General features: G+C 60.1%; 27 protein-coding genes. 17 read left to right on the top strand and 10 right to left on the bottom strand.

Annotation, left to right across the window (positions count from 1 at the left end):
- Positions 1-34: 34 nt before the first annotated feature.
- The 3 genes from ABIA48_RS03620 to ABIA48_RS03610 all read left to right on the top strand — a co-directional run bounded on the left by ABIA48_RS03620 (position 35) and on the right by ABIA48_RS03610 (position 5,873).
- Positions 35-2,722: an RHS repeat domain-containing protein gene (locus tag ABIA48_RS03620; RefSeq protein ID WP_429487092.1), complete on the top strand. Its 2,688-nt coding sequence runs from the start codon at positions 35-37 to the stop codon at positions 2,720-2,722.
- Between the two features lie 272 nt (positions 2,723-2,994).
- Entirely contained in the window at positions 2,995-3,720 is a 726-nt protein-coding gene (locus tag ABIA48_RS03615; RefSeq protein WP_429487091.1) for a hypothetical protein, read from the top strand.
- Positions 3,603-5,873 carry an RHS repeat domain-containing protein gene (locus tag ABIA48_RS03610; protein ID WP_429492777.1) on the top strand — a complete coding sequence of 757 codons (2,271 nt, stop codon included), beginning with the start codon at positions 3,603-3,605 and terminating at the stop codon, positions 5,871-5,873. Before ABIA48_RS03615 ends, ABIA48_RS03610 begins: the two co-directional genes overlap by 118 nt.
- Before the next feature lie 21 nt (positions 5,874-5,894).
- On the opposite strand, the gene ABIA48_RS03605 is transcribed toward ABIA48_RS03610, so the two are convergent.
- Complete coding sequence (locus tag ABIA48_RS03605; RefSeq protein WP_429487090.1) at positions 5,895-6,836, bottom strand: class I SAM-dependent methyltransferase; 942 nt, start codon at positions 6,834-6,836, stop codon at positions 5,895-5,897.
- 280 nt (positions 6,837-7,116) lie between these two features.
- Between ABIA48_RS03605 and ABIA48_RS03600 the strand changes: the two genes are divergently transcribed.
- The 5 genes from ABIA48_RS03600 (at position 7,117) to ABIA48_RS03580 (ending at position 10,260) form a co-directional block, all read left to right on the top strand.
- Positions 7,117-7,734, top strand: coding sequence for a cytochrome b/b6 domain-containing protein (locus ABIA48_RS03600; protein WP_007984961.1), 618 nt, complete (start codon positions 7,117-7,119; stop codon positions 7,732-7,734).
- Positions 7,731-8,516, top strand: a complete 786-nt coding sequence (locus ABIA48_RS03595; RefSeq protein ID WP_429487089.1) for a molybdopterin-dependent oxidoreductase — start codon at positions 7,731-7,733, stop codon at positions 8,514-8,516. The genes ABIA48_RS03600 and ABIA48_RS03595 overlap by 4 nt, the downstream gene beginning before the upstream one ends.
- Before the next feature lie 53 nt (positions 8,517-8,569).
- Positions 8,570-8,839, top strand: a complete 270-nt coding sequence (locus tag ABIA48_RS03590) for a pentapeptide MXKDX repeat protein (RefSeq protein ID WP_429487088.1) — start codon at positions 8,570-8,572, stop codon at positions 8,837-8,839.
- A gap of 290 nt (positions 8,840-9,129) precedes the next feature.
- Entirely contained in the window at positions 9,130-9,537 is a 408-nt protein-coding gene (locus ABIA48_RS03585; protein ID WP_429487087.1) for a response regulator, read from the top strand.
- Positions 9,538-9,597: 60 nt separating this feature from the next.
- Complete coding sequence (locus ABIA48_RS03580; protein WP_429487086.1) at positions 9,598-10,260, top strand: HAD-IA family hydrolase; 663 nt, start codon at positions 9,598-9,600, stop codon at positions 10,258-10,260.
- A gap of 107 nt (positions 10,261-10,367) precedes the next feature.
- Here the strand turns inward: ABIA48_RS03580 and ABIA48_RS03575 are convergent, their stop codons facing one another.
- Positions 10,368-11,027, bottom strand: coding sequence for a methyltransferase family protein (locus tag ABIA48_RS03575; RefSeq protein ID WP_429487085.1), 660 nt, complete (start codon positions 11,025-11,027; stop codon positions 10,368-10,370).
- 112 nt (positions 11,028-11,139) lie between these two features.
- Complete coding sequence (locus ABIA48_RS03570; RefSeq protein ID WP_429487084.1) at positions 11,140-12,087, bottom strand: GlxA family transcriptional regulator; 948 nt, start codon at positions 12,085-12,087, stop codon at positions 11,140-11,142.
- Between the two features lie 124 nt (positions 12,088-12,211).
- Between ABIA48_RS03570 and ABIA48_RS03565 the strand changes: the two genes are divergently transcribed.
- Positions 12,212-13,003 (top strand): SDR family NAD(P)-dependent oxidoreductase, encoded by a 792-nt coding sequence (locus tag ABIA48_RS03565; RefSeq protein WP_429487083.1) that lies wholly within the window; start codon positions 12,212-12,214, stop codon positions 13,001-13,003.
- 102 nt (positions 13,004-13,105) lie between these two features.
- The gene (locus ABIA48_RS03560; protein WP_429487082.1) at positions 13,106-14,038 is read left to right on the top strand and encodes a pyridoxal-phosphate dependent enzyme; all 933 of its coding nucleotides are present in this window, start codon (positions 13,106-13,108) and stop codon (positions 14,036-14,038) included.
- A gap of 53 nt (positions 14,039-14,091) precedes the next feature.
- Here ABIA48_RS03560 and ABIA48_RS03555 read toward each other — a convergent pair whose 3' ends face one another.
- A complete protein-coding gene (locus ABIA48_RS03555) occupies positions 14,092-14,412 on the bottom strand; it encodes a DUF2388 domain-containing protein (protein WP_429487081.1) in 321 nt (106 codons plus the stop codon).
- A 193-nt stretch (positions 14,413-14,605) separates the two neighbouring features.
- On the opposite strand from ABIA48_RS03555, the gene ABIA48_RS03550 reads away from it, so the two are divergent.
- Entirely contained in the window at positions 14,606-15,202 is a 597-nt protein-coding gene (locus ABIA48_RS03550) for a DinB family protein (protein WP_429487080.1), read from the top strand.
- 168 nt (positions 15,203-15,370) lie between these two features.
- Here ABIA48_RS03550 and ABIA48_RS03545 read toward each other — a convergent pair whose 3' ends face one another.
- The gene (locus ABIA48_RS03545) at positions 15,371-15,733 is read right to left on the bottom strand and encodes a DUF6124 family protein (RefSeq protein WP_007986222.1); all 363 of its coding nucleotides are present in this window, start codon (positions 15,731-15,733) and stop codon (positions 15,371-15,373) included.
- A gap of 489 nt (positions 15,734-16,222) precedes the next feature.
- On the bottom strand, positions 16,223-17,122 hold the full coding sequence (locus tag ABIA48_RS03540) for a LysR substrate-binding domain-containing protein (protein WP_429487079.1): 900 nt from the start codon (positions 17,120-17,122) through the stop codon (positions 16,223-16,225).
- A gap of 116 nt (positions 17,123-17,238) precedes the next feature.
- On the opposite strand from ABIA48_RS03540, the gene ABIA48_RS03535 reads away from it, so the two are divergent.
- The 3 genes from ABIA48_RS03535 to ABIA48_RS03525 are packed head-to-tail and all read left to right on the top strand — an operon-like array spanning position 17,239 to position 19,492.
- The gene (locus tag ABIA48_RS03535) at positions 17,239-18,255 is read left to right on the top strand and encodes an aldo/keto reductase (protein WP_429487078.1); all 1,017 of its coding nucleotides are present in this window, start codon (positions 17,239-17,241) and stop codon (positions 18,253-18,255) included.
- 2 nt (positions 18,256-18,257) lie between these two features.
- Positions 18,258-19,055, top strand: coding sequence for an SDR family NAD(P)-dependent oxidoreductase (locus tag ABIA48_RS03530; RefSeq protein ID WP_429487077.1), 798 nt, complete (start codon positions 18,258-18,260; stop codon positions 19,053-19,055).
- A 26-nt stretch (positions 19,056-19,081) separates the two neighbouring features.
- The gene (locus ABIA48_RS03525) at positions 19,082-19,492 is read left to right on the top strand and encodes an SRPBCC family protein (protein WP_429487076.1); all 411 of its coding nucleotides are present in this window, start codon (positions 19,082-19,084) and stop codon (positions 19,490-19,492) included.
- A 138-nt stretch (positions 19,493-19,630) separates the two neighbouring features.
- Here ABIA48_RS03525 and ABIA48_RS03520 read toward each other — a convergent pair whose 3' ends face one another.
- The 3 genes from ABIA48_RS03520 to ABIA48_RS03510 form a co-directional block, all read right to left on the bottom strand.
- Positions 19,631-21,034: a sensor histidine kinase gene (locus ABIA48_RS03520; protein WP_429487075.1), complete on the bottom strand. Its 1,404-nt coding sequence runs from the start codon at positions 21,032-21,034 to the stop codon at positions 19,631-19,633.
- On the bottom strand, positions 21,012-21,695 hold the full coding sequence (locus tag ABIA48_RS03515) for a response regulator transcription factor (protein WP_007986234.1): 684 nt from the start codon (positions 21,693-21,695) through the stop codon (positions 21,012-21,014). Before ABIA48_RS03515 ends, ABIA48_RS03520 begins: the two co-directional genes overlap by 23 nt.
- A gap of 271 nt (positions 21,696-21,966) precedes the next feature.
- Complete coding sequence (locus ABIA48_RS03510) at positions 21,967-22,572, bottom strand: glutathione S-transferase (protein ID WP_429487074.1); 606 nt, start codon at positions 22,570-22,572, stop codon at positions 21,967-21,969.
- A 370-nt stretch (positions 22,573-22,942) separates the two neighbouring features.
- Between ABIA48_RS03510 and ABIA48_RS03505 the strand changes: the two genes are divergently transcribed.
- The 3 genes from ABIA48_RS03505 (at position 22,943) to ABIA48_RS03495 (ending at position 25,523) form a co-directional block, all read left to right on the top strand.
- Positions 22,943-23,347: a TraR/DksA family transcriptional regulator gene (locus ABIA48_RS03505; RefSeq protein ID WP_007935965.1), complete on the top strand. Its 405-nt coding sequence runs from the start codon at positions 22,943-22,945 to the stop codon at positions 23,345-23,347.
- Positions 23,348-23,582: 235 nt separating this feature from the next.
- Positions 23,583-25,190 carry a methyl-accepting chemotaxis protein gene (locus tag ABIA48_RS03500; protein ID WP_429487073.1) on the top strand — a complete coding sequence of 536 codons (1,608 nt, stop codon included), beginning with the start codon at positions 23,583-23,585 and terminating at the stop codon, positions 25,188-25,190.
- Positions 25,191-25,319: 129 nt separating this feature from the next.
- Positions 25,320-25,523 (top strand): hypothetical protein, encoded by a 204-nt coding sequence (locus ABIA48_RS03495; protein WP_007986241.1) that lies wholly within the window; start codon positions 25,320-25,322, stop codon positions 25,521-25,523.
- Positions 25,524-25,528: 5 nt separating this feature from the next.
- On the opposite strand, the gene ABIA48_RS03490 is transcribed toward ABIA48_RS03495, so the two are convergent.
- A complete protein-coding gene (locus ABIA48_RS03490; protein ID WP_429487072.1) occupies positions 25,529-25,765 on the bottom strand; it encodes a DUF2789 domain-containing protein in 237 nt (78 codons plus the stop codon).
- Positions 25,766-25,895: the final 130 nt, after the last annotated feature.

Here is a 25,895-nt window from a genome sequence, read left to right as displayed (position 1 = left end):
CTGTCCTCTGTCAGAACGAAGGGCCGTCAACGCCATGAACCCTCACGCCGCGACACCGACGCTGTCGGTCATCGACCCGCGCACCCTGGCGGTTCACAGCGTGGGCTATTGCCGCCATCCGGATAGCCCGATGATTGATCCACGCATTACCCGGCAGCGGTTTGACGCGGCAGGGCGCTTGGTTGAATCCTGGGACCCGCGATTGTGGGGCACGGCGCCGAAACCGAACCTGACCACGCTCTACGGCCTGAGCGGTCAACCGTTGCTGACGGACAGCGTCGATGGCGGATGGCAGTTGGGTTTGCCGGATCAGGCGGGTTCGCCCTGTTCGTTCTGGGATGCACGAGGCAGTCAGCGGCACACCGGGTTCGACGCACAACAGCGACCGATCGCCGTCGTGGAACAGGTCGCTGGAGAAGCGCCTCGGGTAGTGGAGCGACTGACCTACGGTGATTGCGCTCCAGCGTTTGCCGAGCGCAACCAATGCGGGCAGTTGATCCGCCATGACCATCCGGCGGGCACTCAAATCTTCCCCGCCTATGGACTTGCCGGTGCCGTGCTGGTTGAAGAACAACGCTTCCTCGCTGACCTCGAAATCCCTGATTGGCCCTTGGACATCGATGAGCGCGAGACATGGCTGGAAGATCGGTCGTTCATCACTCGCCACGCCTTCAACCCCGGTGGTGAGCTTCAGCGTCAAACCGATGCCATGGGCAACGTTCGCACCTTTGGCTACAACGTGGCGGGCAAGGTGAGTGAGACCTGGCTGCACATGGCCGGCGAGGGCACGCGACCGCAACGGCTGGTCAGTGCGATCCGCTACAACGCCCTCAATCAGGTTGAAAGCGAAACCGCCGGCAATGGCGTGCTGACCCGTGTTGAATACGCGGCCGATGACGGGCGTCTGATCCGGCTGACGGCGGCGGTCGGCAACCAGAACCCCTTGCAGGACCTGAACTACCGCTACGACCCGCTGGGCAACATCGTCGAGCTGGAGGACAAGTCCCAGTCCGTGACGTATTTCAACAACCAGCGCATCGACCCGATCAACCGCTACCGCTACGACAGCCTGTACCAACTGGTCGAAGCCCGAGGTTGGGAGGTCAGCCAGCCAAGTCATGGCCCGACGCTGCCGACACTGTTGCCCACGCCACTGGACCCTAATCAACGGCGTAATTACACCCAGCGCTTCGAGTACGACCGGGGCGGCAATTTGATTAGCCGCCAGCACAGCGGTGCGCCCGGTTTCTCGATGTTCACCTCGGCCCGAAGCAATCGCAGCCTCGGGCAACGGGACGACGGTTCGCTGCCGGGCGAGCCCGATATCGACTCGGGTTTTGATGCCGGTGGCAATCAACGGGAGCTGCAACGCGGGCAAGCCATGCTCTGGGACAGCCGCAATCAATTGCACCAGGTCACCTTGGTCAAACGCGAAACCGGGCCGGACGACTACGAAGGCTACCGCTACGACCGCCCCGGCCACCGCTTGCGCAAAGTGGGGTTCGCCCACAGCAGCGGCCGCACCCTGCGCAGCGAGGTCCGTTACCTCCCCGGTCTGGAAATCCACCGCCAGGCCGAGGGTGAAGAGCATCACGTTATCAGTGTCGAAGCCGGGCGCAGCAACGTGCGTGCGCTGCACTGGCCCGCAGATACTCATGACGATCAATTACGCTTCAGCCTCAGCGACCACCTCGGTTCCAGCACCCTGGAACTGGACGACGAGGCGGGCGTGCTGACCCAGGAACACTATTACCCCTTTGGTGGCACGGCCTGCTGGGCGGGCAAAAGTGCCTTAGTGGCGCAGTACAAGACTATTCGGTACTCGGGGAAAGAACTGGATGTGACGGGGCTTTATTACTACGGGTATCGCTATTACGCACCGTGGTTGCAGCGGTGGTTGAGCTCGGACCCGGCTGGAGACGTCGCGGGATCAAATCAGTACCAGATGGTAAAAAATAACCCTGTAGTCTTTTATGATAGCGAGGGATTAATCAATGAACCTATTGTTAATAGATGGGAACGGGAATATCAGGATCTTGTAGGAAAGAGATTGGTCATGAAGTTGCAAGCGCGGCTGAATATTACGGGTGAGGATGGCGCTCGCTATGAATTTGTTTCGTCTGCTTTAAAGCATGATCTTGGGTCCATTGAGAGCGGGAGGATTACCTCTAAAATTTCCAATTATGTTGGTGAAATTACCCAAAGTGTCAGTGACGAGTTTTATAATCTCTATACCAAGGATGAGTGGAGTTTTATTCGTAATAAGCGGCCATCCAAGGCGAAAGAATACTATGCGGCCGATGTGGTTAAGTATCAGTACTCAGCAGTGTCGAAGCATAATGGTTTTTTTGGTCATCTGCCTTCTGTTATCAGGCGTACTGCTGTAGTGAATGCAAACACTATAAAGCTTACGGAAAATTTGAAGAGTGGGTCGAAGGAGATGATGGATGTATTTCTTGATAAAACTGAAAATGGTAAATCTACGAAAAGAATTGCTGATGTATTTGGAATGACTCCTTGGAAAGTTGAGCGAATTGACGAGCCTGCGATTGTCATTCAAGGCAGAGCATACCAATCGCCACCCGATTTTTTAGTACATGTGAAACCTGCTGCCGGGTTACGTCGGCCAAGTGTTTGGGAGGAGCTTGAGAGCTTTAGAACTTCGAAGAGTGAAGCCAGATCTCTCAATAGTAGTGGAGTGAGACGGCGTAGCTCACTTTAGGCGTGGGCGGATTTGCCAGTCATTCTCCAGCCAAGAGTCATTGCTGTCTCCCCGGTAAAGCGCTGATTTCCCTGTATGAAAACTTCCCTGCCAGAGTCGGTGATCACCTGTGGCGAGGGAGCTTGCTCCCGTCCATTCGGCACGATTCATTGTAGGAGCGAGCCTGCTCGCGATGACGATTTCACAGGCGCCGACCTGTAACTTCTTACAGTTTCGGTCCGGCCAAAAAAGGCCCAGTCTTTCCTCAGTCAAAGCGAAGGACCGTCAATACCGTGAACGACCATCACCACGCCGGGACACCGGCGCTATCGGTTATTGATCCGCGCACCCTGGCAGTGCGCAGCGTCGGTTACTGCCGCCACCCGGACAGCCCGGCGATTGATCCACGCATCACCCGGCAACGCTTCGACGCGGCAGGCCGCTTGGTTGAGTCCTGGGACCCGCGATTGTGGGGCACGGCGCCGAAACCGAACCTGACCACGCTCTACGGCCTGAGCGGTCAACCGTTGCTGACGGACAGCGTCGATGCCGGATGGCAGTTGGGTTTGCCGGATCAGGCCGGTTCGCCCTGTTCGTTCTGGGATGCGCGCGGCAGTCAGCGGCACACCGGGTTCGACGCACAACAGCGACCGATCGCCGTCGTGGAACAGGTCGCTGGAGAAGCGCCTCGGGTAGTGGAGCGACTGACCTACGGTGATTGCGCTCCAGCGTTCGCCGAGCGCAACCAATGCGGGCAGTTGATCCGCCATGACCATCCGGCGGGCACTCAAATCTTCCCCGCCTATGGACTTGCCGGTGCCGTGCTGGTTGAAGAACAACGCTTCCTCGCTGACCTCGAAATCCCTGATGGCCCTTGGACATCGATGAGTGCGAGACATGGCTGGAAGCGCAATCGTTCATCACCCGCCACACCTTCACTCCCGGCGGTGAGCTGCGGGTACAAACCGATGCCATGGGCAACGTTCGCACCTTTGGCTACAACGTGGCGGGCAAGGTGAGTGAGACCTGGCTGCACATGGCCGGCGAGGGCACGCGACCGCAACGGCTGGTCAGTGCGATCCGCTACAACGCCCTCAATCAGGTTGAACGCGAAACTGCCGGCAATGGCGTGCTGACCCGCGTCGAGTACGCGGCCGATGACGGGCGTCTGATCCGGCTGACGGCGGCGGTCGGCAACCAGACCCCCTTGCAGGACCTGAACTACGTCTACGACGCGGCGCGCAACATCGTCGAACTGCATGACCGGTCCCAACCGGTGACCCATTTCAACAACCAGCGCATCGACCCGATCAACCGCTACCGCTACGACAGCCTGTACCAACTGGTCGAAGCCCGAGGTTGGGAGGTCAGCCAGCTGAGTCATGGTCCGACGCTGCCGACACTGCTGCCCACGCCACTGGACCCTAATCAACGGCGTAATTACACCCAGCGCTTCGAGTACGACCGGGGCGGCAATTTGATTAGCCGCCAGCACAGCGGTGCGCCCGGTTTCTCGATGTTCACCTCGGCCCGAAGCAATCGCAGCCTCGGGCAACGGGACGACGGTTCGCTGCCGGGCGAGCCCGATATCGACTCGGGTTTTGATGCCGGTGGCAATCAACGGGAACTGCAACGCGGGCAAGCCATGCTCTGGGACAGTCGCAATCAATTGACTCGCGTGACGTTGGTCAAACGCGAAACCGGGCCGGACGACTACGAAGGCTACCGCTACGACCGCCCCGGTCATCGCCTGCGCAAAGTGGGATTCGCCCACAGCAGCGGTCGCACCCTGTGTAGCGAGGTCCGTTACCTCCCCGGTCTGGAAATCCACCGCCAGGCCGAGGGTGAAGAGCATCACGTTATCAGTATCGAAGCAGGGCGCAGCAGCGTGCGGGCACTGCACTGGCCCCAAGGTACTCATGACGATCAATTACGCTTCAGCCTCAGCGACCACCTCGGTTCCAGCACCCTGGAACTGGACGACGAGGCGGGCGTGCTGACCCAGGAACACTATTACCCCTTTGGCGGTACGGCGTGCTGGGCGGGTAAAAGCGCATTGGTAGCGAAGTACAAAACCATTCGTTATTCGGGCAAGGAACGGGATGCGACTGGGCTCTATTACTATGGCTATAGGTATTACGCCCCTTGGTTGCAGCACTGGATTTGTCCGGATCCGGCGGGGGAAGTGGAGGGGCCCAATCGCTATGAGATGGTGGGTAATAACCCGATCAACTTCGCTGATCGACTCGGATTAAACGGAGAGCAGGTTACGGGTACCCAGATTTTGGGAGGGGCTATTCTCGTGTTCTTGCTGACCTTGACCGGGGCCGGGTTAGGTTGGTTGGCGGGCAATGCCATGACAGGTGCCTCAGTCGGCGCCCTGCTGGGTGGAGCGCTGTTCGGGATTGTGCGAACGCACGAGTATCTACAGTTACGACCAGAGGCTGTGGCCGCCAATCAAGACGTAGTGGAACGGCAGTTTGGCGAGGACATTAAAAATCTGGCCACCAGCCTGGCGGCGAACGAAAACCTGACACAGGAGGAAACTACAAAGTTTTCGAGCTTTGCTTTTGAACACCGTAATGCCTCGGGAAGTGACGGGGTGGCCCTTAGACTTTTCCATTCGCAAACAGGAAAAATATTTGGCTATACAGGTCCCGAAGGCAACGTAGGCAAGGTATGGCGCGTCCTTAGCACGGAAAAAAATCCGGTTCGAGAGCTAAAGCGGCTTGGCTACAACACGCTGCTGGTTCGAGATACGCCGAAAGAGCAATCATCCACTGAACAATCGCCCTATGTTGAATCATTTGAGGTAGAAGGTGCCTCTGTTTCGAACATGCGCAAGGCCGGTAAAACGTCACAGTCCGGTACGAGCTCGGTCGCATCATCAATGGCGCCGAAATCAGTTCAACACTGGGAGATTGATACCCAAGCGGTGGATTCAATCCTGGGTAATTCGTCTGACCCTCGCCACAAAAGTGTTTCCTCAACGATCAGCAGTCTGCGTGAAGGCCGCACTGGAGCGCTCAGTTGGCATCGGCATCAGGACGGTTTGTGGTCTGCGGATCTGCGAGGTTTTCCTGGAAGTACCAAACGGGGAGCCCACCGACTTATGTTGAGCCACCAAGGTGATGTTCATTACAGAGTCGAGGGCATACGAAATCCGCATTAGTAGTGTCCAGGCTGTGATCTTTTAGCCTTCCAGCCGGAACACCAACGCCTTCAACCCACACTCGACATCGGCATCGGGAAACTCCGGCGGATTCTCCAGCCGCTGCTCGAACCGCAAGCTCGGTGCCTCGCGGGTCACGCCGTCGATGAGGAAGTCGGGGCCAAAGGCCGGGTCGTTCATGCACGCCAGCACAGTGCCCTGAGGGCTGAGCAACTCTGGCAAACGGCGCAGCACGCGCTGGTAATCCTTGGTCAGTAAAAAGCTGCCTTTCTGGAACGACGGCGGGTCGATGATCACCAGATCGTACGGGCCTTTGCCGATCACCTTGCCCCAGGACTTGAACAGGTCGTGGCCGAGGAAACTCACCTTGCTCAAGTCGTGGCCGTTGAGCCGGTGGTTGTCGCGACCACGGCTCAGGGCCGGGCTCGACATGTCGAGGTTGACCACGTGGCTCGCGCCGCCTTCGATGGCCGCCACCGAGAAACCGCAGGTGTAGGCGAACAGGTTCAATACCCGTTTGCCTTCGGCATTGGCCCGCACCCAGTCGCGACCGTAGCGCATGTCGAGGAACAGCCCGGTGTTTTGCTTGCGGCCAAGATCCACCCGGTACTTCAGACCGCCTTCGGTGATGGTCATTTCCTCGATGGCTTCCCCGAGCAGCCATTCGGTGGTGCTTTGCAGCAGGTAGCGATGTTGCAGCAGCAGCGTATGGGCGCCGGATTTCGCCCACTGTTCAGACTGGGTGATCGCCATCAGCAACTGCTTCAAGTCTTCCAGTTGCGCTGCTTCCGGCTCCTTGAACAGCGCCACCAGCACCACGCCTTGCAACCAGTCCACAGTCACTTGCTCCAGCCCCGGCCAGCAGCGGCCACGACCGTGGAACAGGCGACGGGTTTCTGCGGGGGCGGCTGCCAGGGCAGTCAGCACCTGTTGGTTGAGGGTGGCGAGGGCTTCAGGGTTCATCGGGTCGGGTCGGTCATTTGTAGGGGGCGGCATTTAAACATAATTGCGCATACGGCGGACCACACAAATCCCCCTGTGGGAGCGGGCTTGCTCGCGAAAGCGGTGGTTCAGCTTGCATCAATGTTGAATGTGCCGTCGCCTTCGCGAGCAAGCCCGCTCCCACAGGTTTTCTGATGTTCGTCAGGAACGAGTTATCACGTTTAATTTAACTTTACGTGAGGATTTGGCGATCTTCCGGCTCCCATAATCGGCTCCAACGAATAACAACCGGGAGCCGGACATGTCGCAGACCACTGCTTCACCCAAGTCCAGTCATCCACGCTGGCTACGCCTGACCCATTGGCTCAACGCCCTGGCGGTGCTGGTGATGGTCACCAGCGGCTGGCGCATCTACAACGCCTCGCCGATCTACGAATTCAGTTTTCCCAAGTCGATCACCCTCGGCGGCTGGCTGGGCGGCGCGCTGCAATGGCATTTCGCGGCGATGTGGTTCCTGGCGATCAACGGCCTGATCTACCTGGCCTTCAACCTGTTCAGCGGACGCCTGAAGCGACGCTTCTTCCCGGTTTCGCCCAGAGGCGTGTTGCATGACCTGTGGGCCGCGTTGCGCGGAAAACTCGGACACGCTGACCTCAGTCATTACAACCAGGTGCAACGAGTCGCCTACCTGTTCGTGATGGTCGATATCACGCTGCTGGTGCTCTCCGGGCTGGTGTTGTGGAAGTCGGTGCAGTTCCCGCTGCTGCGTGAATTGCTGTTCGGTTACGAAGGCGCACGCCGCGTGCATTTCTTCGCCATGGCGCTGTTGGTGGCCTTCGTGGCGGTGCATCTGCTGATGGTCGCGCTGGTGCCGAAAACGCTGTTGGCCATGATCGTCGGCCGCAAGGAGCAAGCATGAAAAAGCGCATTCAGATACCCGGGCTGGACGAGTCGTCGATCCTGACCGACGCCCGCAAGATCCTCGCCCCGCAGATTGAAGACCGCTCGCGCCGCTCGTTCCTGCTGCGCGGCCTGACTCTGGGCGGCATGGCCATGTTGTCCGGTTGCAACATCACCGACAACGAAAGCGTCGAGACCGCGTTGTCGTCCATGTCGCGCTTTAACGACCGCGTGCAGGGCTGGCTGTTCAACCCCAACGCGATGGCGCCGACCTATCCCGAGTCGATGATCACCCGGCCGTTTCCGTTCAATGCCTTTTACGGTATCGACGAGGCACCGGCGGTGGAGGAGGAGAGCTATCGCCTGGAAGTCACCGGACTGGTCGCCGACAAACGCAGCTGGCGCCTCGAAGAGCTGCGTGCCATGGCCCAGACCGAGCAGATCACCCGGCACATTTGCGTTGAAGGCTGGAGCGCGATCGGCCGTTGGGGTGGCGTGCGTTTCAGCGATTTCCTTAAGCGCATCGGCGCCGACACCGACGCCAAATACGTCGGTTTCAAATGCGCCGACGACTACTACACCAGCATCGACATGGCCACCGCGCTGCACGCGCAAACCCTGCTGACGCTGACCTATGACGGCGCGGTGCTGCCGCGCCAATACGGCTTCCCGATGAAGCTGCGCATGCCCACCAAACTTGGCTACAAGAACCCCAAACACATTCAGGCGATTTTCGTCAGCAACACCTACAGCGGCGGCTACTGGGAAGACCAGGGCTACAACTGGTTTGGTGGCAGCTGATGAATGCCCGAAACATTCACCGTCCGCAATCCCGTGCTTCAAGGAGTTTCATCATGAAAAAGTTGACCACCGTTGTTCTGTCCATGTGCCTGGCCGTTGGTGCCGCCAGTGTCTTTGCAGCTGACACTATGAGTAACGACAGCATGAGCAAGGACTCGATGTCCAAGGATGCGATGTCCAAGGATGCGATGAAGAAAGACGCGATGAAGAAAACCGATTCGATGTCCAAGGACGCCATGTCCAAAGGCAGCATGTCCAAGGACGCGATGAAAAAAGATGCGATGTCCAAGGATGCAATGAAAAAAAGCGAAATGTCTCAGTAAGTCCAACCACCGCAGACCGTGTGGGAGCGGGCTTGCTCGCGAAAGCGGCGTATCAGTCAACATTGATAGCGACTGACACTACGCCTTCGCGAGCAAGCCCGCTCCCACAGGTTTTTTGTCGCCCCGAACTGCCTGAACCCCGAAAAAGGACATCGGTGATTGATCCGGACGCTTGATGCCGGTCACCTGGCTGTATCAAAAATGAATTTCCGCCGAATCCGCTGCTCATAACTTTAAGTGGCGGGCTAGAGCCCGCGAAATCATTGAGGCAATCAGGGAGCGGCACGGTCATGAGTCGAGCACCGACAGCGGGTCGAGATCTTCCTGGCGGGTTGATTCTGGTGGTTGAGGACGACCCGCTGATCCTCGAATTTCTCTGTGAGATTCTTCAGGAGGAAGGTTTTGTCGTCGAGCCGCATGTCAGTGCAGACGCGGCAGCCATCTATCTGGAACAGCATGCGCCGGAGGTGGGCTTGCTGCTGACGGACATCACCATGCCCGGCACGCTCAATGGTGCGGACCTGGCCAACCAATTCGGTGATCGCTGGCCGGACAAGCCGATCATGATCATGTCCGGTTTTGAAACCCCGGCCAGCTCCGGGGTGCGACACGCCGTTTCGTTCATCAAGAAACCCTGGGCCATCGGTTCATTGCTGGACTGTGTCGATGGCGCCTTAAAGTCCAGGAAGCTCAACTGACGCCCTCGCAGATGCTACATTGCCGGGTAAATCCGTGCGGCACCTGCGAGGTTCTATTCCTTGTCTGATCATTCTGTTTTCAACTCGACTTACCGTGCCTTTCTATTCGACATGGACGGCACCGTCCTGACCTCCATTGCCGCCGCCGAGCGGGTCTGGACAACCTGGGCGGTGCGTCATGGTGTCGATGTCGAAACCTTCCTGCCGACCATTCACGGCGCCCGCGCCATCGATACCATCAGGCGCCTGGGGTTGCCCGGTGTAGATGCCGAGGCCGAAGCCGCCTGGATTACCGAAGCGGAAATCGACGACGTCGACGGGGTCTTCGAAGTGGCTGGTGCGGCGAAATTTTTGCGGTCTTTGCCAGCCAGCCAGTGGGCCATCGTCACTTCCGCCCCGCGGGAACTGGCGTTGCGACGGATGGCGGCGGCGGGGATTCCCAAGCCTGAGGTGCTGGTGACTGCCGAGGACGTCACGGCCGGCAAGCCCGATCCAGCGGGGTACAAACTCGCAGCCCGGCGCCTGGGCGTCGAGCCTGCGCAGTGTCTGATTTTTGAAGACGCCACGGTGGGGATTCTGGCGGCCGAGGCGGCGGGGGCGGATTTGATGATTGTCACGGCGACGCATGAGCAGCCGATCGAGACGTTGCATGCGTCGCTGGCAAGTTATGAATCGGTGCGGGTTCAGGTGGATGCCGCTGGTCTGCGCCTGCACGCCATCTAATGTGGGAGCGGGCTTGCTCGCGAAAGCGGTCCATCATTCAAACAACATGTCGACTGAAAGGACGCCTTCGCGAGCAAGCCCGCTCCCACAGGGGATCAGTGTTGCAGTCAGTAAAGTCCGGGAACCAGCCGCCAGGAGCGGGCGCAATAGGCCTCGTATTCGCTGCCGAACTGCGCCTTCAGCAAAGCCTCTTCCGAGTGAATCCGGGCAATCAGCGGGATCAAGGTCAAGGCTGCCAGCAACAACCCAACCCCCGAACGAAAGGCCAGCGCCCAGCCCACGGCGATGACCATCATCCCCAGATAACTGGGGTTGCGCAGGTTACGGTAAATCCCCTCGGTGACCAGCTGATGCCCCGGCTGGATGGCCACCAGCCCGCTGAAGCGTTTGCCCAGCACAAACACCGGCCACAACCGCAGCGCGCCGCCCACGATGAACAACAGCGCCCCGAGCCAACGCACGCCCTCACCGCCGAAAGTCCAGAAATCGATGCGGTCGGTATAGGCCGGCAGAAAGCCGCTCAGCACACCGATCACGCCGAAAGCCGGGAGGACCCAGCGATTGGCCCGGTCTTCGCGTTCCCCCGAACTCAGGTTGACCTCGGTGAACAGTGATGCAATGGCCATGACCAGGGTGGCCAGGGCAACGACGACCAGAGAACCGTGGCTGAAATAAGCCGCGAAGCCACCCAGCCCCCAGATCGCCAGGACGAGGTAGGCGAGGGTGCTGACGATGGCGAAAAACGCCAGTTTGGCCGACATTTTCATAACTACCTCACACGAGGAATCTCACCACCCTTCATTGTAGGAGCTGGCTTGCCAGCGATGGCGTTTCCAGACTCAACACATCCTTCTGAGGCAATCGCCGGCAAGCCGGCTGCTACACGGATACCTCCGCTCGCGCATTGCGCCTGATCACCTGTGGCGGTTGCCCGAACACCCGCAGGAATGTTTCACGCATGCGCCGTCGATCACTGAACCCGGTTTCCAGGGCGATCTGGTCGAGGGTCAGGCGTCCGCGTTCAAGCATCTGTCGTGCCGCTTCCAGGCGCAGGTTTTCGATGGCCTTGGCCGGCGATTGCCCGGTTTCGGCGCGAAACGCCCGGCTGAATTGCCGGGGGCTGAGGTTGGCCACTTGCGCCAGTTGCTCCACCGAAAGCGGTTGCGCTAGGTGTTCCCGGGCGTAGCCGAGTACGGTTTGAATGCGATCGGATTTCGGCTCCAGCTCCAGCAGCGCCGAGTGCTGCGACTGGCCGCCAGCGCGGCGGTGGTACATCACCAGTTTCTGTGCCACCGCCCGGGCCAACTCGGCGCCGTGGTCCTTTTCGACCATGGCCAATGCGAGGTCAATACCCGCTGTCATGCCGGCGGAGGTCCAGATCGAACCGTCGATTACATAGATGCGATCGGCTTCGACCTTGATCGCCGGAAACCGCGCTTGCAGTTCCCGGGCGTAGGCCCAGTGAGTGGTGGCACGCCGGCCGTCGAGCAAACCGGCCTGGGCCATGACGAACGCCCCGGAGCAGATCGACGCCGTCCGGCGTGCCGTGTGGATGCTGGCCCGCAGGTAATCCAGCACGGCCTCGGGCGCCTGTTCGACGATTGAGTCGCCACCGACCACGATCACCGTGTCGAATACGCGCCCGTCGAATGCCTCCGTGCCAACGCTCAAGCCGCCGGAGGCCCGCAGGTTGTGCCCGTTTTCGGACAGCACGCGCACGTCATACAGCGTCTCTGCGGCACTGAAATTGGCGTACTCGAACACCGGCATGGCGGCCAGTGCCATGGACTGGAAACCCTCGAAAACCACGAACCCCACGCTGATCATGGATCTGTCCTCAAACGCTTGTGTCCGAAAAACGTACTTTAAACGTCATTTGAGACAGTAGAAAGTCCCTTTATAACGGTCTGCACCCGGCGAATCTCTCGCCTCACCGTAGAGGAATTGCACCATGGCTCTCTCATCCAAAGGCACTGCACTGATCACCGGCGCTTCTTCGGGCATTGGTGCGGTGTATGCCGATCGCCTCGCCCGGCAGGGTTACGACCTGATTCTGGTGGCTCGCAGCCGGGGCCGACTCAATGCCCTGGCCAGCCATTTGAGCGACGAAACCGGGCGCACCGTGGAAGCGGTTGTCGCCGACCTGACGAACAAGGCGGATTCGCTGCGGGTCGAACAGATCCTGCGCAGCGACGCCAGCATCACCCTGTTGGTCAACAATGCCGGGGTCGGTGGCGTCATGCCGCTGCTCGCCAGTCCCGTGGACGACATGGACGCGATGATCAACCTCAATGTGACGGCGTTGATGCGCCTGGCCTATGCGGCTGTACCGGGTTTCGTCGCCCGGGGCAGCGGCACCGTGATCAATATCGCCTCCATCGTCGCCATCGCCCCGCAAATCCTCAACGGCGTGTACGGCGGGACCAAGGCGTTTGTCCTGGCACTGAGCCAGTCGATGCAGCATGAACTGGCGGACAAGGGCGTACGCATCCAGGCGGTGTTGCCGGGGGCGACCGCCACCGATTTCTGGAGCGAGGCCGGCAACCCGGTGGAAAACCTGCCGAAAGAAATCGTGATGTCCGCCGAAGACATGGTCGATGCCGCGCTCGTTGGCCTGGCGGCCGGCGAAGTGGTGACTATTCCGGGCCTGCACGATGGCAGCCAGTGGGACCGTTACGAAGCCCAGCGCCGGACGCTGTCCGGGTTGTTTGGCAACTGCGCAGCGGCGCCGCGTTATCGTTGAGACGGTCGCCCCGAGGTCGGGTGAACTAAGCTTGGGAGAGAGGACCGTTCACCACCGGCTCGCGGGAGTTCGACGAGCCGGTGGCGTGTAACAGGAGTTCATATGCTTCACATCCGAACGCCTTTGATCCTGCACCCTGGCCTGTCGACCCCGACCCGGCGTATCTGGCTGAAACTGGAAAACCTGCAACCCAGCGGTTCGTTCAAAATGCGCGGCATGGGTTTGCTGTGCAGCCGGGCGGCGGAGCAGGGCAAGCGCGAAGTGGTCTGTCCCTCCGCCGGGAACGCGGGGCTGGCCACGGCCATGGCTGCAGCCCGTTTGGGGCTCAAGGCATGCATCGTGGTGCCGCATACGACTCCGCAAAGCACCCGGGCGCGGATCAGCAAGACCGGCGCCGAGGTGATCGTGCACGGCAAGGTCTGGGACGAAGCCAATCAACGGGCACAGGAACTCGCCCAGGACCCGCGCAGCGAATTCGTGCCGGCCTTCGACCACCCGGTGTTGTGGGAAGGGCACAGCACAATGGTCGATGAAATCCTCGAAGACTGTCCGCAGGTCGATGTGCTGGTGACCTCGGTTGGCGGTGGTGGCCTGTTGGCGGGGCTGCTCACCGGTCTGATCCGTCATGGACGCACCGATTGTCGGCTCATTGCCTGCGAAACCGAGGGCGCGGCATCGTTCGCCGCAGCGGTGGCGGCCGGGCACCCGGTCAAACTGGCGAAAATCGACACCGTTGCCACGTCCCTGGGCGCCGCGCAAGTGGCGGCGTGGCCGGTCAGGCACATTGGCGCTTTCCCCCATGAATGCGTGGTACTCAGTGATGATGAAGCGATCATGGGCGTGGTGCGTTACGCCAATGATTTGCGTCAGTTGGTCGAGCCGGCGTGCGGGGTTTCATTGGCGATTGCCTACCTGGATCACCCGGCGATTGCCGATGCCCATGACGTGGTGATCGTGGTGTGCGGCGGGGTGAGTATCAACGCGCAACTCGTGGCCGGGTGGGCACGCTTGTCCACTGGCACGCACGCCAGGTAGGGCTGGAAACGCTATCCCGGTGTCACAAGCCCCACCGCTGACGATGACGATCCTCAGTGATCGGCGGCAACGCCTTCCCGGACGAGGATGGCGCGGGCCAGGTCTTCGTCGCTTGCGTTGTTGAGAGCGGGATTGTCCTGACGGATTTTTTTCAACACCGACTCCAGGTAAGCACCACGAATCGCACCGCCACTGGCGACGAAGCTGGAGGCGTCATCCCGGGCGGGAATCATGAGTTTGTCGTCTTTGAACGTCGAATAAAGCGAGGCGGAAACCCCGGCGGAAGTAGCGACGTCACCGGCATCCACTTTAGCCAGAGCCGAGCCGAAGGGTAAACAAAGAACCAGGGAAGAAATGATAAACAGACGGCGCATGACGGTGTCCTCCGACAGCATGAAGCATAAGGTAAGTACCACATAATTTAGGATGCGCGGCGATCACCAAGAGTTCCCTGGCACCGCCGAGCGCGTGGTGAAGCGCTTGAACGACCGATGATCAGTGCTGGTACTGCTTCGCGGCCATCGGGTCTATGCTAGGGAATGCGCTTACCGCCATCGGAGAACTCTGATGATCACCGTACGCACAGCCTGCCTGCTGGCCGATTACAAACGCTGGGCCAATCAGCGCCTCTTTGACAGTCTCGCGGCGCTCCCACCGGGCGAAGTCAAAAAAGAACGGGTGTCGGTGTTCAAAAACATGATCGGTACCCTCAATCACGTCTACGTGGTGGATTGCATCTGGCAGGCGCATCTTGAAGGCCGGGGGCATGGTTTCAAGACCTCACACGATCTGCTGCATGCCGATCTGTCCGAACTGCGCATGGCGCAAAAAGAGATCGATCGCTGGTACTGCGACTGGAGCGCCCGGCAAACCGATGCCTCCCTGGACAAGCTCGTGGAGTTCACCTTTGTTTCGGGCGAAAGCGGCATCATGAGCGCCGGCGCGATGCTGCTGCACGTGGTCAACCATGCCAGCTATCACCGTGGCTGGGTGGTGCAGATGTACTTCGAGATTCCGGCCATGCCACCGGTGACCGACATGCCGGTGTACCTGCGCGAGTCCGAGCCGTTCCTGTTCCGCCCGGTCAATGTGCCGGTGGTGGAACCGCCATGTGCTGTGCAATTTTCGAACGCAACCAGCGTTCTGCCGGATCGTTATCGTTGACCCGTTCCATAGAATCTCCCACACGGGATCGCCAGCGAGCAAAAAGGCTGCGTACGGCATCAATCAACTGTGGGAGCGGGCTTGCTCGCGAACGCGGAGTGTCAGACAACATCAAGGCGACTGAACGTCCGCATTCGCGAGCAAGCCCGCTCCCACACGTTCGGCGCTTTACTCAGGCGGATCAAGTCGATCCAGCGCCCGGTTCACCGCCAGTTCACCCAGCATGATGACCTGAGCAATGCCCAGCAGTGTGTTGCGATGCGAGCCCTCAAGAAAACCCGCCAGATCATTGGTCATCACATTGGCCGAGGCCAGTGATTCGCAGGCGTGGGCCAACAGGGTCTCGGTGTCGATGTCGGGGTTGATGGTGAACATCGTGGACGGTTTGTGGGGCGTGGCCATGATGTTGGCGGCGGGGTTGAGGTAGTGATTGAGGGCGCGCTCGGCCGCTTCGTGGAATTGCTTGGAGTCGGGGCTTTCGTAGGGGGAGGCTGGATCGGTTTCTGGCGGGTTGGGTGTTGGTTTGATCATCGATAGAACTCCAGTACTGTAAAAATTGGAGCCATCACTTTCGCTACCAAACGAAGGGCGGTGGCCATGCACAGGTTGGTAGACCGGAGTACTGGAACCGGCGCCCCCGAAGAGGCCCTGCGCATGACGACCATAAAAGCAGCAACTGCTTGAAGTGGCGCTACGCGCAGTACTCCGGGCTACCAAACCCGATCGCTGTTTTTCAGCGACCGGCTAACGATAAAGCCCGGACCCAAGACGCGTAAGCCGGCGGATTCTGGCGTAACCGTAGGCAATGACGCAAGGCGCTGTAGCTTTCATCAAGTTACGCTGACAGCCGTTAAACAAGGGTGGTCAGTCGATGTTTAATGTGCGGTTGTCACGACAAAAACATGGCTTTGGGCTGAGCACGAAACCTGTGGGAGCGGGCTTGCCCGCGATGGCGGAGTGTCAGCCGACGGTTTTGTTGGCAGGTAGATCGCAATCGCGGGCAAGCCCGCTCCCACAGTTTCAGGTGGTGGATTCAGGCTCCGTCAACACCTTCCTGAATGTCTCCACCAGCGGCCGCAAATTGATCCGGTGCCACGCCGCCCACAATGGCGTGGTGTAGCAAATCCATGGCACTTCCCGCAGCACCACCCCCGGCGGGGCGTTGCGGCTCAGGCCTTTCTGGATCATCGCGATGCCCAGCCCCGACGCGACCAGCCCCAGTGCGGTGAAGGGTTCGGTGGCTTGCATGCGGATATCCGGGGTGAAGCCGGCGCGGATGCAGGCGCTGATGAAGTCGTCGTGGCAACTGGCGTTCTGTCGGTGCTGCACGCCGATCCATTCCTGGTCGGCGAGGTCCGCCGGGGTCAGCACTGTCTGCTGCGCCAGCCGATGGTGCTCGGGCAGGGCCAGCAGCATCGGGTCGTCCAGCACCTGGAAACCCAGCAGGTCGGGGTCGTCATCGGTCGGTGGTTCGCTGACCAGGGCGATGTCCAGGCTTCGCTGGCGCAAGCCTTCCAGTTGTTCGGCCGAGCTGAGGTTGTACAGCGCCACATGTACGTTCGGCCGGTCCACCCGCAGCACGCGCAAGGCATTGGGCAGCACGCCAGCGTGCATGGCATTTTCGATGTAGCCAATGCACAGGCCGCCTTCTTCGCCGCGCCCCAGGCGTTTGCCGAGGGATTCCAGGCGATTGGCGTGGGTCAGCAGGGCGCGGGTTTCGGCGAGGAAGGTCTGGCCGTCGCGGGTCAGGCGGATGCGTTGCTGGCTGCGCTCGAACAGGGTCAGGCCCAGGCGTTCTTCGAGCTGCGCGATCTGCCGGCTCAGGGGGGACTGGGAAATGTGCAGACGTTCGGCGGCGCGCCCGACGTGTTCTTCCTCGGCGACGGCGACGAAGTAGCGCAATTGGCGGATGTCGATCATATCAGACCTGTAGGGACTCAAGTGCTGCACATTATGTCTTGGACGGTCAGATCCTCGCAATCTAGGATCTGCTCAACGGTCATCACTGACCCCTGACTACTGACGAGGAATCATCCATGAGCTTGAAAGACAAACTGCCTGGCGCGCTGGGTTTCGGCACCGCACCGCTGGGCAACATGTTCCGCGCCATCCCGGAAGAAGAAGCACAGGCGACTGTCCACGCGGCCTGGGATGCCGGCGTGCGCTACTTCGATACCGCGCCGTTCTACGGTTCGGGACTGTCGGAGATTCGCCTTGGCAGCGCACTGTCGCGCTACAACCGTGACGACTATGTACTCAGCAGCAAGGTCGGCCGGGTGATTCTCGATGAAGTTGAAGACGCCGCCGCCCGTGACCTGGGCGAGAAGAGCGGAGTGTTCGAGCACGGCCGGCCGAACAGGATCGTCAACGACTACAGCGCCGATGCAACGATGCGTTCGATCGAGGACAGCCTCAAGCGCCTGCAAACCGATCGCCTGGACATCGTCTGGGTGCACGACATCGCCCAGGATTTCTACGGCGATCAGTGGCTGGAGTACTTCAACCAGGCCCGTACCGGTGCCTTCAAAGTGCTGACGCGTTTGCGCGAAGAGGGCGTGATCAAGGGCTGGGGCCTGGGGGTGAACAAGGTCGAACCGTGCGAACTGACCCTTGATCTGAGTGAAGCGCAGCCGGACGGTTTCCTGTTGGCTGGCCGCTACACTCTTCTCGACCATGATCGTGCCTTGCAGCGTCTGATGGACGCTGCCCAGGCGCAGAACGTCGAAATCGTGGTCGGTGGCCCGTACAGCTCGGGCATCCTCGCCGGTGGCGCGCACTTCGAATACCAGAAGGCCAGCCCGGCGATCATCAACAAGGTCGAGCAGATCAAACGCATTGCGACGGCCCACGGTGTCGACGTCAAAGCCGCTGCATTGCAATTCTCGTTGGCCAACCCGGCAGTGGCCGCGGTGATTCCGGGCTCCAGTCGCCCGGAGCGGATCGCCGAAGATGTGGCCGCGTTGTCGGCGGTGATTCCCGCTGCATTCTGGCAGGCGATGCGTGAGGCGAAGTTGGTTTCCGAGCGCGCACCCTTGCCCCTCACTGGAGCTTGAGCATGAAGATTGATTTGAGTGGAAAATTGGCAATCGTCAGCGGCAGCACCGCCGGCATTGGCCTGGGCATCAGCCAGGCGCTGGCCGAGGCGGGCGCCACGGTGGTGGTGATCGGCCGCGACACGGTCAAGGTCGAGCAGGCGCTGGCGAGCATTCGCCAACGCGTACCCGGCGCGCAATTGCGCGGCGTGACCGCCGACCTCGGCACCGCCGAAGGCGCCGAAATATTGTTCGCCGCCGAACCTCGGGCGGACATCCTGGTGAACAACCTCGGGATCTTCAACACGGTGGACTTCTTCGACGCCCCGGACAGTGAGTGGACACGCTTCTACGAAGTCAATGTGATCTCCGGCGTGCGCCTGTCCCGGCACTACACGCCGGAGATGGTCAAGCAGGGCTGGGGGCGGGTGATCTTCCTGTCTTCGGAATCCGGCGTGGCAACCCCGGCGGACATGATCAACTATGGCGTGACCAAAAGCGCCAACCTGGCCGTGTCCCATGGTTTGGCCAAACGTCTGGCCGGCACCGGCGTGACGGTCAATGCGATCCTGCCCGGCCCGACCTTTACCGATGGCCTGGAAGAAATGCTCAAGGACGCCACGGCCGAATCCGGGCGCAGCGCCCGGGACGAAGCCGATGCGTTCGTGCGCAAGGCCCGGCCGACGTCGATCATCCAGCGCGTGGCGGATGTCGAGGAGGTTGCCAATCTGGTGGCCTACATCGCTTCGCCGTTATCCTCTGCCACTACCGGCGCTGCCTTGCGAGTTGACGGCGGTGTCGTCGACAGTCTGGCCATCTGAACCTTATTGATTAGAGAGAATATTTCATGGCAACTGCATCAGCCTTCATCGACATCCCGGCTTCGGCCGAACAGGTCTGGCAATTGATTGGCGGTTTCAATTCGCTGCCGGACTGGCTGCCGTTCATTCCCAAGAGCGAACTGAGCGAAGGCGGGCGTGTGCGCAGCCTGCAAACGGCGGACGGCGCGGTGGTGATCGAACGTCTGCAAGCGTTCGACAACGCGGCTCAAACCTACAGCTACTCGATTTTACAGGCACCCTTTCCGGCGACTGATTATCTGGCGACGATCAAGGTCGAGGCGCAAGGCAAGGGCGCGCGGGTGACCTGGTCCGGGAGGTTCGAGCCGGTGGGCGTGAGCGTGGAGGAGGTGGAGGCGTTGTTTACCGGCATCTATCAGGGTGGGCTTGAGGCGCTGCGGGCCAATTACCCGGTCTGACAGTCAAAACACCATTTCCTGTGGGAGCGGGCTTGCTCGCGAAAGCGGAGAGTCAAACAACATATTTGTTGAATGAGAAACCGCATTCGCGAGCAAGCCCGCTCCCACAAAGGATCTGTTTTGATCTTCGGATGAACACTAGGCCTGCGCTATCAAACTCTCCCGACAATCGAGCACCAGCCGCGCACCACCCAGTTCGCTGCTGCCGACCTCCAGCGTAAATCCGTGCAGGCTGACAATCGCCGCGACGATGGACAGCCCCAGCCCGAAGCCGCTTTTTTGATTGCCCGCCTCGGCACGATAGAACCGCTGGAACACCGCCTCACGTTCCGCCTCGGGAATGCCCGGGCCGGAGTCGAGCACTTCGATCCGTGTATGCCCGCCATCGTTGACCCCACGCAAAATCACTGCGCCACCGGGCGGGGTGAATTTGATCGAATTGCTTAGCAGGTTCGCCACGGCTTCGAACAGCAGTGCCCGGTCGCCATTGAGGGGGGGCAAGGAGGCGGGCAGGTGCAGTTGAAAAACCAGGCCGTCGTCTTCCGCCAGGGGCAGATAGAACTCATGCAGTTCTTGCAGCAACGGCACCGGGTCCAGTTGTACGAAACCGGAGCGGCGCTGGCGATCTTCCAGTTCGGAAATCCGCAGCAAGCCTCGGAAACGCGCCATCAGTGTATCGGCCTCGGCCAGCACCAGGTCCAGTTGCATGGCCTGCGGCGAGCCTTCGCCGGCTTGCTGCTGCATGCGGTAAAGCTGCGCGCGCAGGCGGGTGAGGGGCGTGCGCAGGTCATGGGCGATGTTGTCGCACACGCCCTTGACCTCGTTCATCAAGCGCTCGATGCGTTCGAGCATGGCGTTGACGATGGCGGCGAGCATGTCCAGTTCGTCACGCCGATTGGACAGTGGCAGGCGCCGGCTCAGGTCGCCGGCGACGATGGCTTCGGCACTGGCCTGAATCCCGCGAATGCGCCGCAACGGACGGCGCCGCAGCAAATACCAGCCAACGATGCCCGGCACAATGGTCAGCGTCACCCCCCAGAACAAGGCGTGAAGGATGATCCGGGTCACGGCAAACAACGAACCGTTGTCACGCACCAGCACCAGCCAGCGGCCGTCGAGGGTGCGGGTCGCCACGGCGTCGCAACTGTCGGCAGGCAGCGTCTGGTCGTCGGTGTCATCGGAGGCATCGCAGTCGTTGAGCATGTGGATCTTGCCGTCGAGCGGCAAGCCGTCCGGAATGTAGCGCAGGGCGCCGCTGAGGTAACGGTGGTGGGCATCGAACAGGCCGTAGGCGTCGATGCCGCGGATGTCGAAGGTCATGCTGACGGCGAGGGCGTCCACCAGTTGCTCGCCGGAGAAGCGTGAAAACAGGTGCTGGCGCTGCATCAGCGAATGCTTGGCCAGGTTGTCCAGGTAAGCGGAAACCTCGTAGTACATGACCCCCATGAGAATCCCGCTCCAGATCACGAACAGGGAGCTGTAGAGCGCGAGCAGGCGACTACTGGAAGAGCGCCAGCCTTTAGACGGGTTCGGCAATGACATAACCCGAGCCTCGCACGGTCCGAATCAGTGGGACATTGCCAGGCGGGTCGATCTTCTTGCGCAGACGGCCAATGTGTACGTCGATCAGGTTGGTGCCGGGGTCGAAGTGGTACCCCCAGACTTCTTCGAAAATCATCATCCGCGACAGGATTTGCCCGGTATTGCGCATCAGGAATTCCAGCAACTTGTATTCGGTGGGCAACAGCGTCAGCAGTTGGCCGTCGCGGCTGGCTTCGTGGCTGATCAGGTTCAGCTCCAGATCCGCCACCCGCAGCGTGGTGGCCTGGGCGGTCACGGTGTTCTGCCGGCGCAGCAGGACTTCGACCCGGGCGGCCATTTCATCGGTGGCGAAGGGTTTGGTCAGGTAGTCGTCGCCGCCAGCGCGCAAGCCGCGCACTCGCTCATCGACATCGGACAGTGCGCTGATCATCAGGATCGGCGTCGTCACGCCCATGGTCCGCAGTGTGGTGACGATCGCCAGGCCATCGAGCTCGGGCAACATGCGGTCGAGGGTGATCAGGTCATAATTGCCGCTGACCGCACGCTCCAGCCCTTCGCGGCCATTGTCGACCCAGTCGACGTCGAGGCCGTGGCTGCTCAGTTCGGCGACAATTTCCCGGGCGGTCACGGCGTCGTCTTCGATGGTCAAGATGCGGGTCATAAGGCTGGCCTGATAAGCAGTTCAATACGAAGTTGCGAACATTTTGCCAAGAATTGCCTGCGACTTAATAAATTAACTTTCATCTGGCTCACGATAGCGGGCTGACAGGCAATTCATGGGTCGACTGACACGACGCCATCGTCGGAATGCCGCCCGGAGCAAGCTCGCTCCCACAATGGAATGATGTCGAGCACAAAATCCGCGTACGACGAAAATTATTGTGGGAGCGGGCTTGCTCGCGAAGACGGCAGGTCAGGCGAAGCGAATCTATCTATTCGATCGGCGTATCCACAAACACCTCAAGTCCCTCGGCATACTTCGTGAACGCGGCGATCCGCGGAAACTGCGCTGCATTCACCTGATCCGGCACCACCAGGTTGGTGAAGCTCCAGGCCACGGCGAGGGTGATGCCATCCTGCTCAATCGCACCGTCAGTCTTCAGCGGCTGCTTTTCCAGTTCCTGCTCCAGCGCCGTATAGGCTGCCGCGAGTTGTCCCTCGACCCGCTGCACCCAAGGTTCGAACTGAACTTTTGCCGGCCGCAGGTTGCGCTCGTAGTAAAGCTGCACGGACTTTTCGCTGGCGGCCAGCGCCAGGCCAATCAGGCGCAACGCGCGCAGACGCTGAGCCGGTTCGACGGGCATCAGACTGTTATCGGCGAGGGTTTCCAGGTAGTCGATGATCAGCGTCGAGTCCATCAACACCTCACCGTCATCCAGCACCAGGGTGGGCGCTTTGACCACCGGGTTGATCTCCCGGAATTGTTCGAAGTGGCGGAACACCGACACCGATTGATGTTCCAGCGTGATTCCCAGACATTTGGCAGAAATGGCTGCGCGCCTTACGTAGGGCGAGTCGAGCATACCGATCAGCTTCATGGTCCTTTCCTTTATATGGCCATTTTGGGAGGGACAACCTTAGCTGAGGTTTGCATCCCTGCAAATGACCGTGAAAAATGCCCGGTGGCAGCCGCTGGTCTTCTATATACAGCCGCTCGATTGAATTTCTTGCTATAAAGGCACTCCGATTACCGCCTCAAAGCCTGCCGTAGAGCATTTTCAGGGCTTTGTCGGACAAATTCGCTGTCTTTTCAGTTGCTGAGGCCTCAAGTCGGCCGTAGACTGCCGCCCCTCGTAAATTGAGTGCCGGGTGGCGCTTGGAACAAACGGCGCCTTTCCGATGGCCTGCCCAGGTCTGCCGGAACGCTCCCTAATTCGCCTTAATGCACGTTTTTTTATAGAGATATCAATGACAAAGGACAAGTTGCTGGCCATGCCGGCGGATGACTACATGAATGCCGAGCAACATGCTTTTTTCTCAGAGCTGTTGCAGAACATGAAAGTCGAAACCCATGAGCGCATCGAGCAGAACCGCATCGCGATCGAAAGCCTGGACACCCCGGCCGATCCGGCAGACGCGGCTTCGGTTGAAGAAGAGCGCACCTGGCTGGTGAACGCGATCGATCGTGACCAGCGCATGCTGCCTCAGTTGGAACAAGCGCTGGAACGCATCAAGGAAGACAGCTTCGGCTGGTGTGACGACAGCGGCGAGCCGATTGGCCTCAAGCGCCTGCTGATCAGCCCGACCACCAAGTACTGCATCGAAGCTCAAGAACGCCACGAGCAAATCGACAAGCACCAGCGTCAGGCCTGATTCTGCGAGGCAGCCCCTTTGATCCGGGCTGCCTTGAAAAGATCGCAGCCTGGGGCAGCTCCTACGCAATTGAAGTAGGGCGCTGCCGCAGGCTGCGATCTTTGTTTTCTGCCGTCTTCGATTTCCCGGTTCTTCTATTGATCTGCTGCAACGTTCGCGACTAAAGGCGCATGGATAATGGCCTTATGGTGGCGTTTAATGCGAAGACAACAATTAGAAGCTTTCCGGGGTGACGATGAAGACGAGAGACGGGTCTCTGGTTGCAGCAGTGCCTGCACCAGTGCTGTTGCCGAAAAGCCGCTGGTTGACGCCGACGTTGCAAAGCATCGCCCTGATGCTGTTGTTAAGTGGCATGACGCTGGGCGACTGGTCGCTTTACCTTGCCTTGCCCCTGGCCGTGTTGATTATCTGGCTGCCTCGCCTGCGTTCGCGCGCGACCCCTGAGGCTGCTTACCCAGCCAACCCCGATGCCATTGGCGAATTGACTCGCGATCTTTCCTACACCACCAGCCATAACGCGCTGTCGGCCGCCGGTGTCGCGTTTTCGGTTCGGCAGTTGGCGGACAAGTTGCAATCGCAACTCACGGCGGCGGCACAGATCGTCAGTAACGCCGAAGTCATGATCACCACCGAACAGGCCACCTCGACGCTCAGTCGCCAGGCGCTGAGTGCCGCCAGTGAGGCTCACCAAAGCGGGGTGGCCGGGCGCACGGAATTGATCGAGTCCATTGCACGCATGCATCAGCTCAGCCAGCGCGCCAGCAACAGCCGCGAACTGATCGAAGCCTTGAGCCTGCGCAGCGATGATATCCAGCGAGTGACCCTGGTGATTCAGTCCATCGCCAGCCAGACCAACCTGCTGGCATTGAACGCAGCGATAGAAGCGGCGCGGGCGGGGGAGCACGGTCGCGGGTTCGCGGTAGTGGCCGACGAAGTTCGCGGGCTGGCCGCACGCACGGCGACCGCCACTGGCGAAGTCGGTGAGATGGTGGCCGATATCCAGCAACGCACCGCGCAGGTGGTGGAGCAGATCCGCCAACTGTCCAGCGACCTGGGCGCAGGTGTCGAGCAGGTCGAACGAACGGGACAGCACCTGGAGAACATTGCCCGTCTGGCCGCCAGTGTCGAATCCCGGGTCGGGGAAATTTCCCAGGGCGCGGACACCAACCGTGAACAACTCGATAGCCTGTTTCACGCCATCGAACAGATGCGCAGCGACCTGGCGGTCAGCGACCAGCAGACTCAACGCCTGGCCCATGCGGCGGTACAAATGGAAGGGCAAGCCGAAACCATCAGCGAGCGTCTTGCCGAGGTGGGGCTGGATGACTATCACCAGCGGATCTATGACCTGGCACGCGAAGGTGCGAGCCAGATTGCAGCGCGTTTCGAAGCGGATATCGACGCCGGCCGAATCAGTCTCGACGATTTGTTCGACCGTAATTACCAGACTATCCCCAATACGAGCCCGACCAAGTACCAGACTCGCTTCGACCGCTACACCGATCAGGTTCTGCCGGCGATCCAGGAACCGTTGTTACCGCGCCACGAAGGATTGGTGTTTGCCATCGCCTGTACCCAGCAGGGTTATGTGCCGACCCACAACAGTGTGTTCAGTCAGCCGCTGACGGGCGACGCCCAGATCGATGCCTTGCAGAGCCGGACCAAGCGCAAGTTCGCTGATCGCACCGGGATTCGCTGTGGCAGCCATCAGAAGGCAGTGCTGCTGCAAACCTATACACGCGACACCGGAGAGTTGATGCACGATCTCTCGGTACCGATCACGCTCAAGGGCAGGCATTGGGGCGGTTTGCGCCTGGGCTACAAACCGGAAAAGCCACGCTAGAAACCCCGGGATGCCGGGCGATTGTTACGGATCCGGCAACTGACCTGTACAGGGTTTTGCTGTTTCCTCGCCGGAAAACTAATTAACATACCTACTAATTAGGTTGCTAATGAAGTTCGGGAGGTCAGCATGCAAGGCAAAGTTGATGTCGCGGTCATGATCGGCAGCGGTGTACCTGCCAATTTGCGCTCCTTGGGGCGCAAGGTTTGCTGGGTCGTGTTGCTCAATGGCGAGCGCCGGGGCACGGCGTTCTCCAGTCGCGATGAAGCGGAGGAGTGCAAGACTGCCTGGTTGGCGCAATTGAACGCCGAAAGACCTGGCAGCCTGCATTGAGGTTGTCAGTGCGTCTGGTGCATGCGCAGGTTCAGGTCGTCGACCACCCGCGCCCAGTCTGCGTCTTCGCGTAATTGCTCTTTGAGGAAACCGGCCTGTTGCGGTGACCAGAACTCGGCATCGATGAGTTTCTTGTCGTCACGCAGGGAATGGCTGGCAATGAAGTCGTCGATCGCTTTCTGGCTGGAGTCCAGGCCGAGTTGGTCAAAAAGGCCTTTCAAGTCGTGGGTCGGTGATTCCATGTTCATCTCCTTGCAGGTCATCAGTCGGGTCGAGGAACGGGGTGCGATACCCTGGCTTCAAGGGCGACGCACGGGTGGAGTTCGATCGCGATGTTCAGGCGCAACAGTGAGCATAGACCGCCAACCCGAC

Origin of the sequence: Pseudomonas sp. S30_BP2TU TE3576, from assembly GCF_050436025.1 — a bacterium.
Taxonomy (GTDB): domain Bacteria; phylum Pseudomonadota; class Gammaproteobacteria; order Pseudomonadales; family Pseudomonadaceae; genus Aquipseudomonas.
This window is presented reverse-complemented; position numbering and strand designations above follow the sequence as displayed.

Excerpts from the sequence above, each read along its gene's own strand:
- ABIA48_RS03530 (WP_429487077.1), top strand. The coding sequence starts at position 18,258 with ATGAAGATTGATTTGAGTGGAAAATTGGCAATCGTCAGCGGCAGCACC.
- ABIA48_RS03520 (WP_429487075.1), bottom strand. The coding sequence starts at position 21,034 with ATGTCATTGCCGAACCCGTCTAAAGGCTGGCGCTCTTCCAGTAGTCGC.
- ABIA48_RS03500 (WP_429487073.1), top strand. The coding sequence starts at position 23,583 with ATGAAGACGAGAGACGGGTCTCTGGTTGCAGCAGTGCCTGCACCAGTG.
- ABIA48_RS03515 (WP_007986234.1), bottom strand. The coding sequence starts at position 21,695 with ATGACCCGCATCTTGACCATCGAAGACGACGCCGTGACCGCCCGGGAA.
- ABIA48_RS03490 (WP_429487072.1), bottom strand. The coding sequence starts at position 25,765 with ATGGAATCACCGACCCACGACTTGAAAGGCCTTTTTGACCAACTCGGC.
- ABIA48_RS03550 (WP_429487080.1), top strand. The coding sequence starts at position 14,606 with ATGATCACCGTACGCACAGCCTGCCTGCTGGCCGATTACAAACGCTGG.
- ABIA48_RS03565 (WP_429487083.1), top strand. The coding sequence starts at position 12,212 with ATGGCTCTCTCATCCAAAGGCACTGCACTGATCACCGGCGCTTCTTCG.
- ABIA48_RS03510 (WP_429487074.1), bottom strand. The coding sequence starts at position 22,572 with ATGAAGCTGATCGGTATGCTCGACTCGCCCTACGTAAGGCGCGCAGCC.
- ABIA48_RS03555 (WP_429487081.1), bottom strand. The coding sequence starts at position 14,412 with ATGCGCCGTCTGTTTATCATTTCTTCCCTGGTTCTTTGTTTACCCTTC.
- ABIA48_RS03605 (WP_429487090.1), bottom strand. The coding sequence starts at position 6,836 with ATGAACCCTGAAGCCCTCGCCACCCTCAACCAACAGGTGCTGACTGCC.
- ABIA48_RS03595 (WP_429487089.1), top strand. The coding sequence starts at position 7,731 with ATGAAAAAGCGCATTCAGATACCCGGGCTGGACGAGTCGTCGATCCTG.
- ABIA48_RS03540 (WP_429487079.1), bottom strand. The coding sequence starts at position 17,122 with ATGATCGACATCCGCCAATTGCGCTACTTCGTCGCCGTCGCCGAGGAA.
- ABIA48_RS03560 (WP_429487082.1), top strand. The coding sequence starts at position 13,106 with ATGCTTCACATCCGAACGCCTTTGATCCTGCACCCTGGCCTGTCGACC.
- ABIA48_RS03495 (WP_007986241.1), top strand. The coding sequence starts at position 25,320 with ATGCAAGGCAAAGTTGATGTCGCGGTCATGATCGGCAGCGGTGTACCT.
- ABIA48_RS03525 (WP_429487076.1), top strand. The coding sequence starts at position 19,082 with ATGGCAACTGCATCAGCCTTCATCGACATCCCGGCTTCGGCCGAACAG.
- ABIA48_RS03620 (WP_429487092.1), top strand. The coding sequence starts at position 35 with ATGAACCCTCACGCCGCGACACCGACGCTGTCGGTCATCGACCCGCGC.
- ABIA48_RS03535 (WP_429487078.1), top strand. The coding sequence starts at position 17,239 with ATGAGCTTGAAAGACAAACTGCCTGGCGCGCTGGGTTTCGGCACCGCA.
- ABIA48_RS03575 (WP_429487085.1), bottom strand. The coding sequence starts at position 11,027 with ATGAAAATGTCGGCCAAACTGGCGTTTTTCGCCATCGTCAGCACCCTC.
- ABIA48_RS03590 (WP_429487088.1), top strand. The coding sequence starts at position 8,570 with ATGAAAAAGTTGACCACCGTTGTTCTGTCCATGTGCCTGGCCGTTGGT.
- ABIA48_RS03570 (WP_429487084.1), bottom strand. The coding sequence starts at position 12,087 with ATGATCAGCGTGGGGTTCGTGGTTTTCGAGGGTTTCCAGTCCATGGCA.
- ABIA48_RS03600 (WP_007984961.1), top strand. The coding sequence starts at position 7,117 with ATGTCGCAGACCACTGCTTCACCCAAGTCCAGTCATCCACGCTGGCTA.
- ABIA48_RS03505 (WP_007935965.1), top strand. The coding sequence starts at position 22,943 with ATGACAAAGGACAAGTTGCTGGCCATGCCGGCGGATGACTACATGAAT.
- ABIA48_RS03545 (WP_007986222.1), bottom strand. The coding sequence starts at position 15,733 with ATGATCAAACCAACACCCAACCCGCCAGAAACCGATCCAGCCTCCCCC.
- ABIA48_RS03585 (WP_429487087.1), top strand. The coding sequence starts at position 9,130 with ATGAGTCGAGCACCGACAGCGGGTCGAGATCTTCCTGGCGGGTTGATT.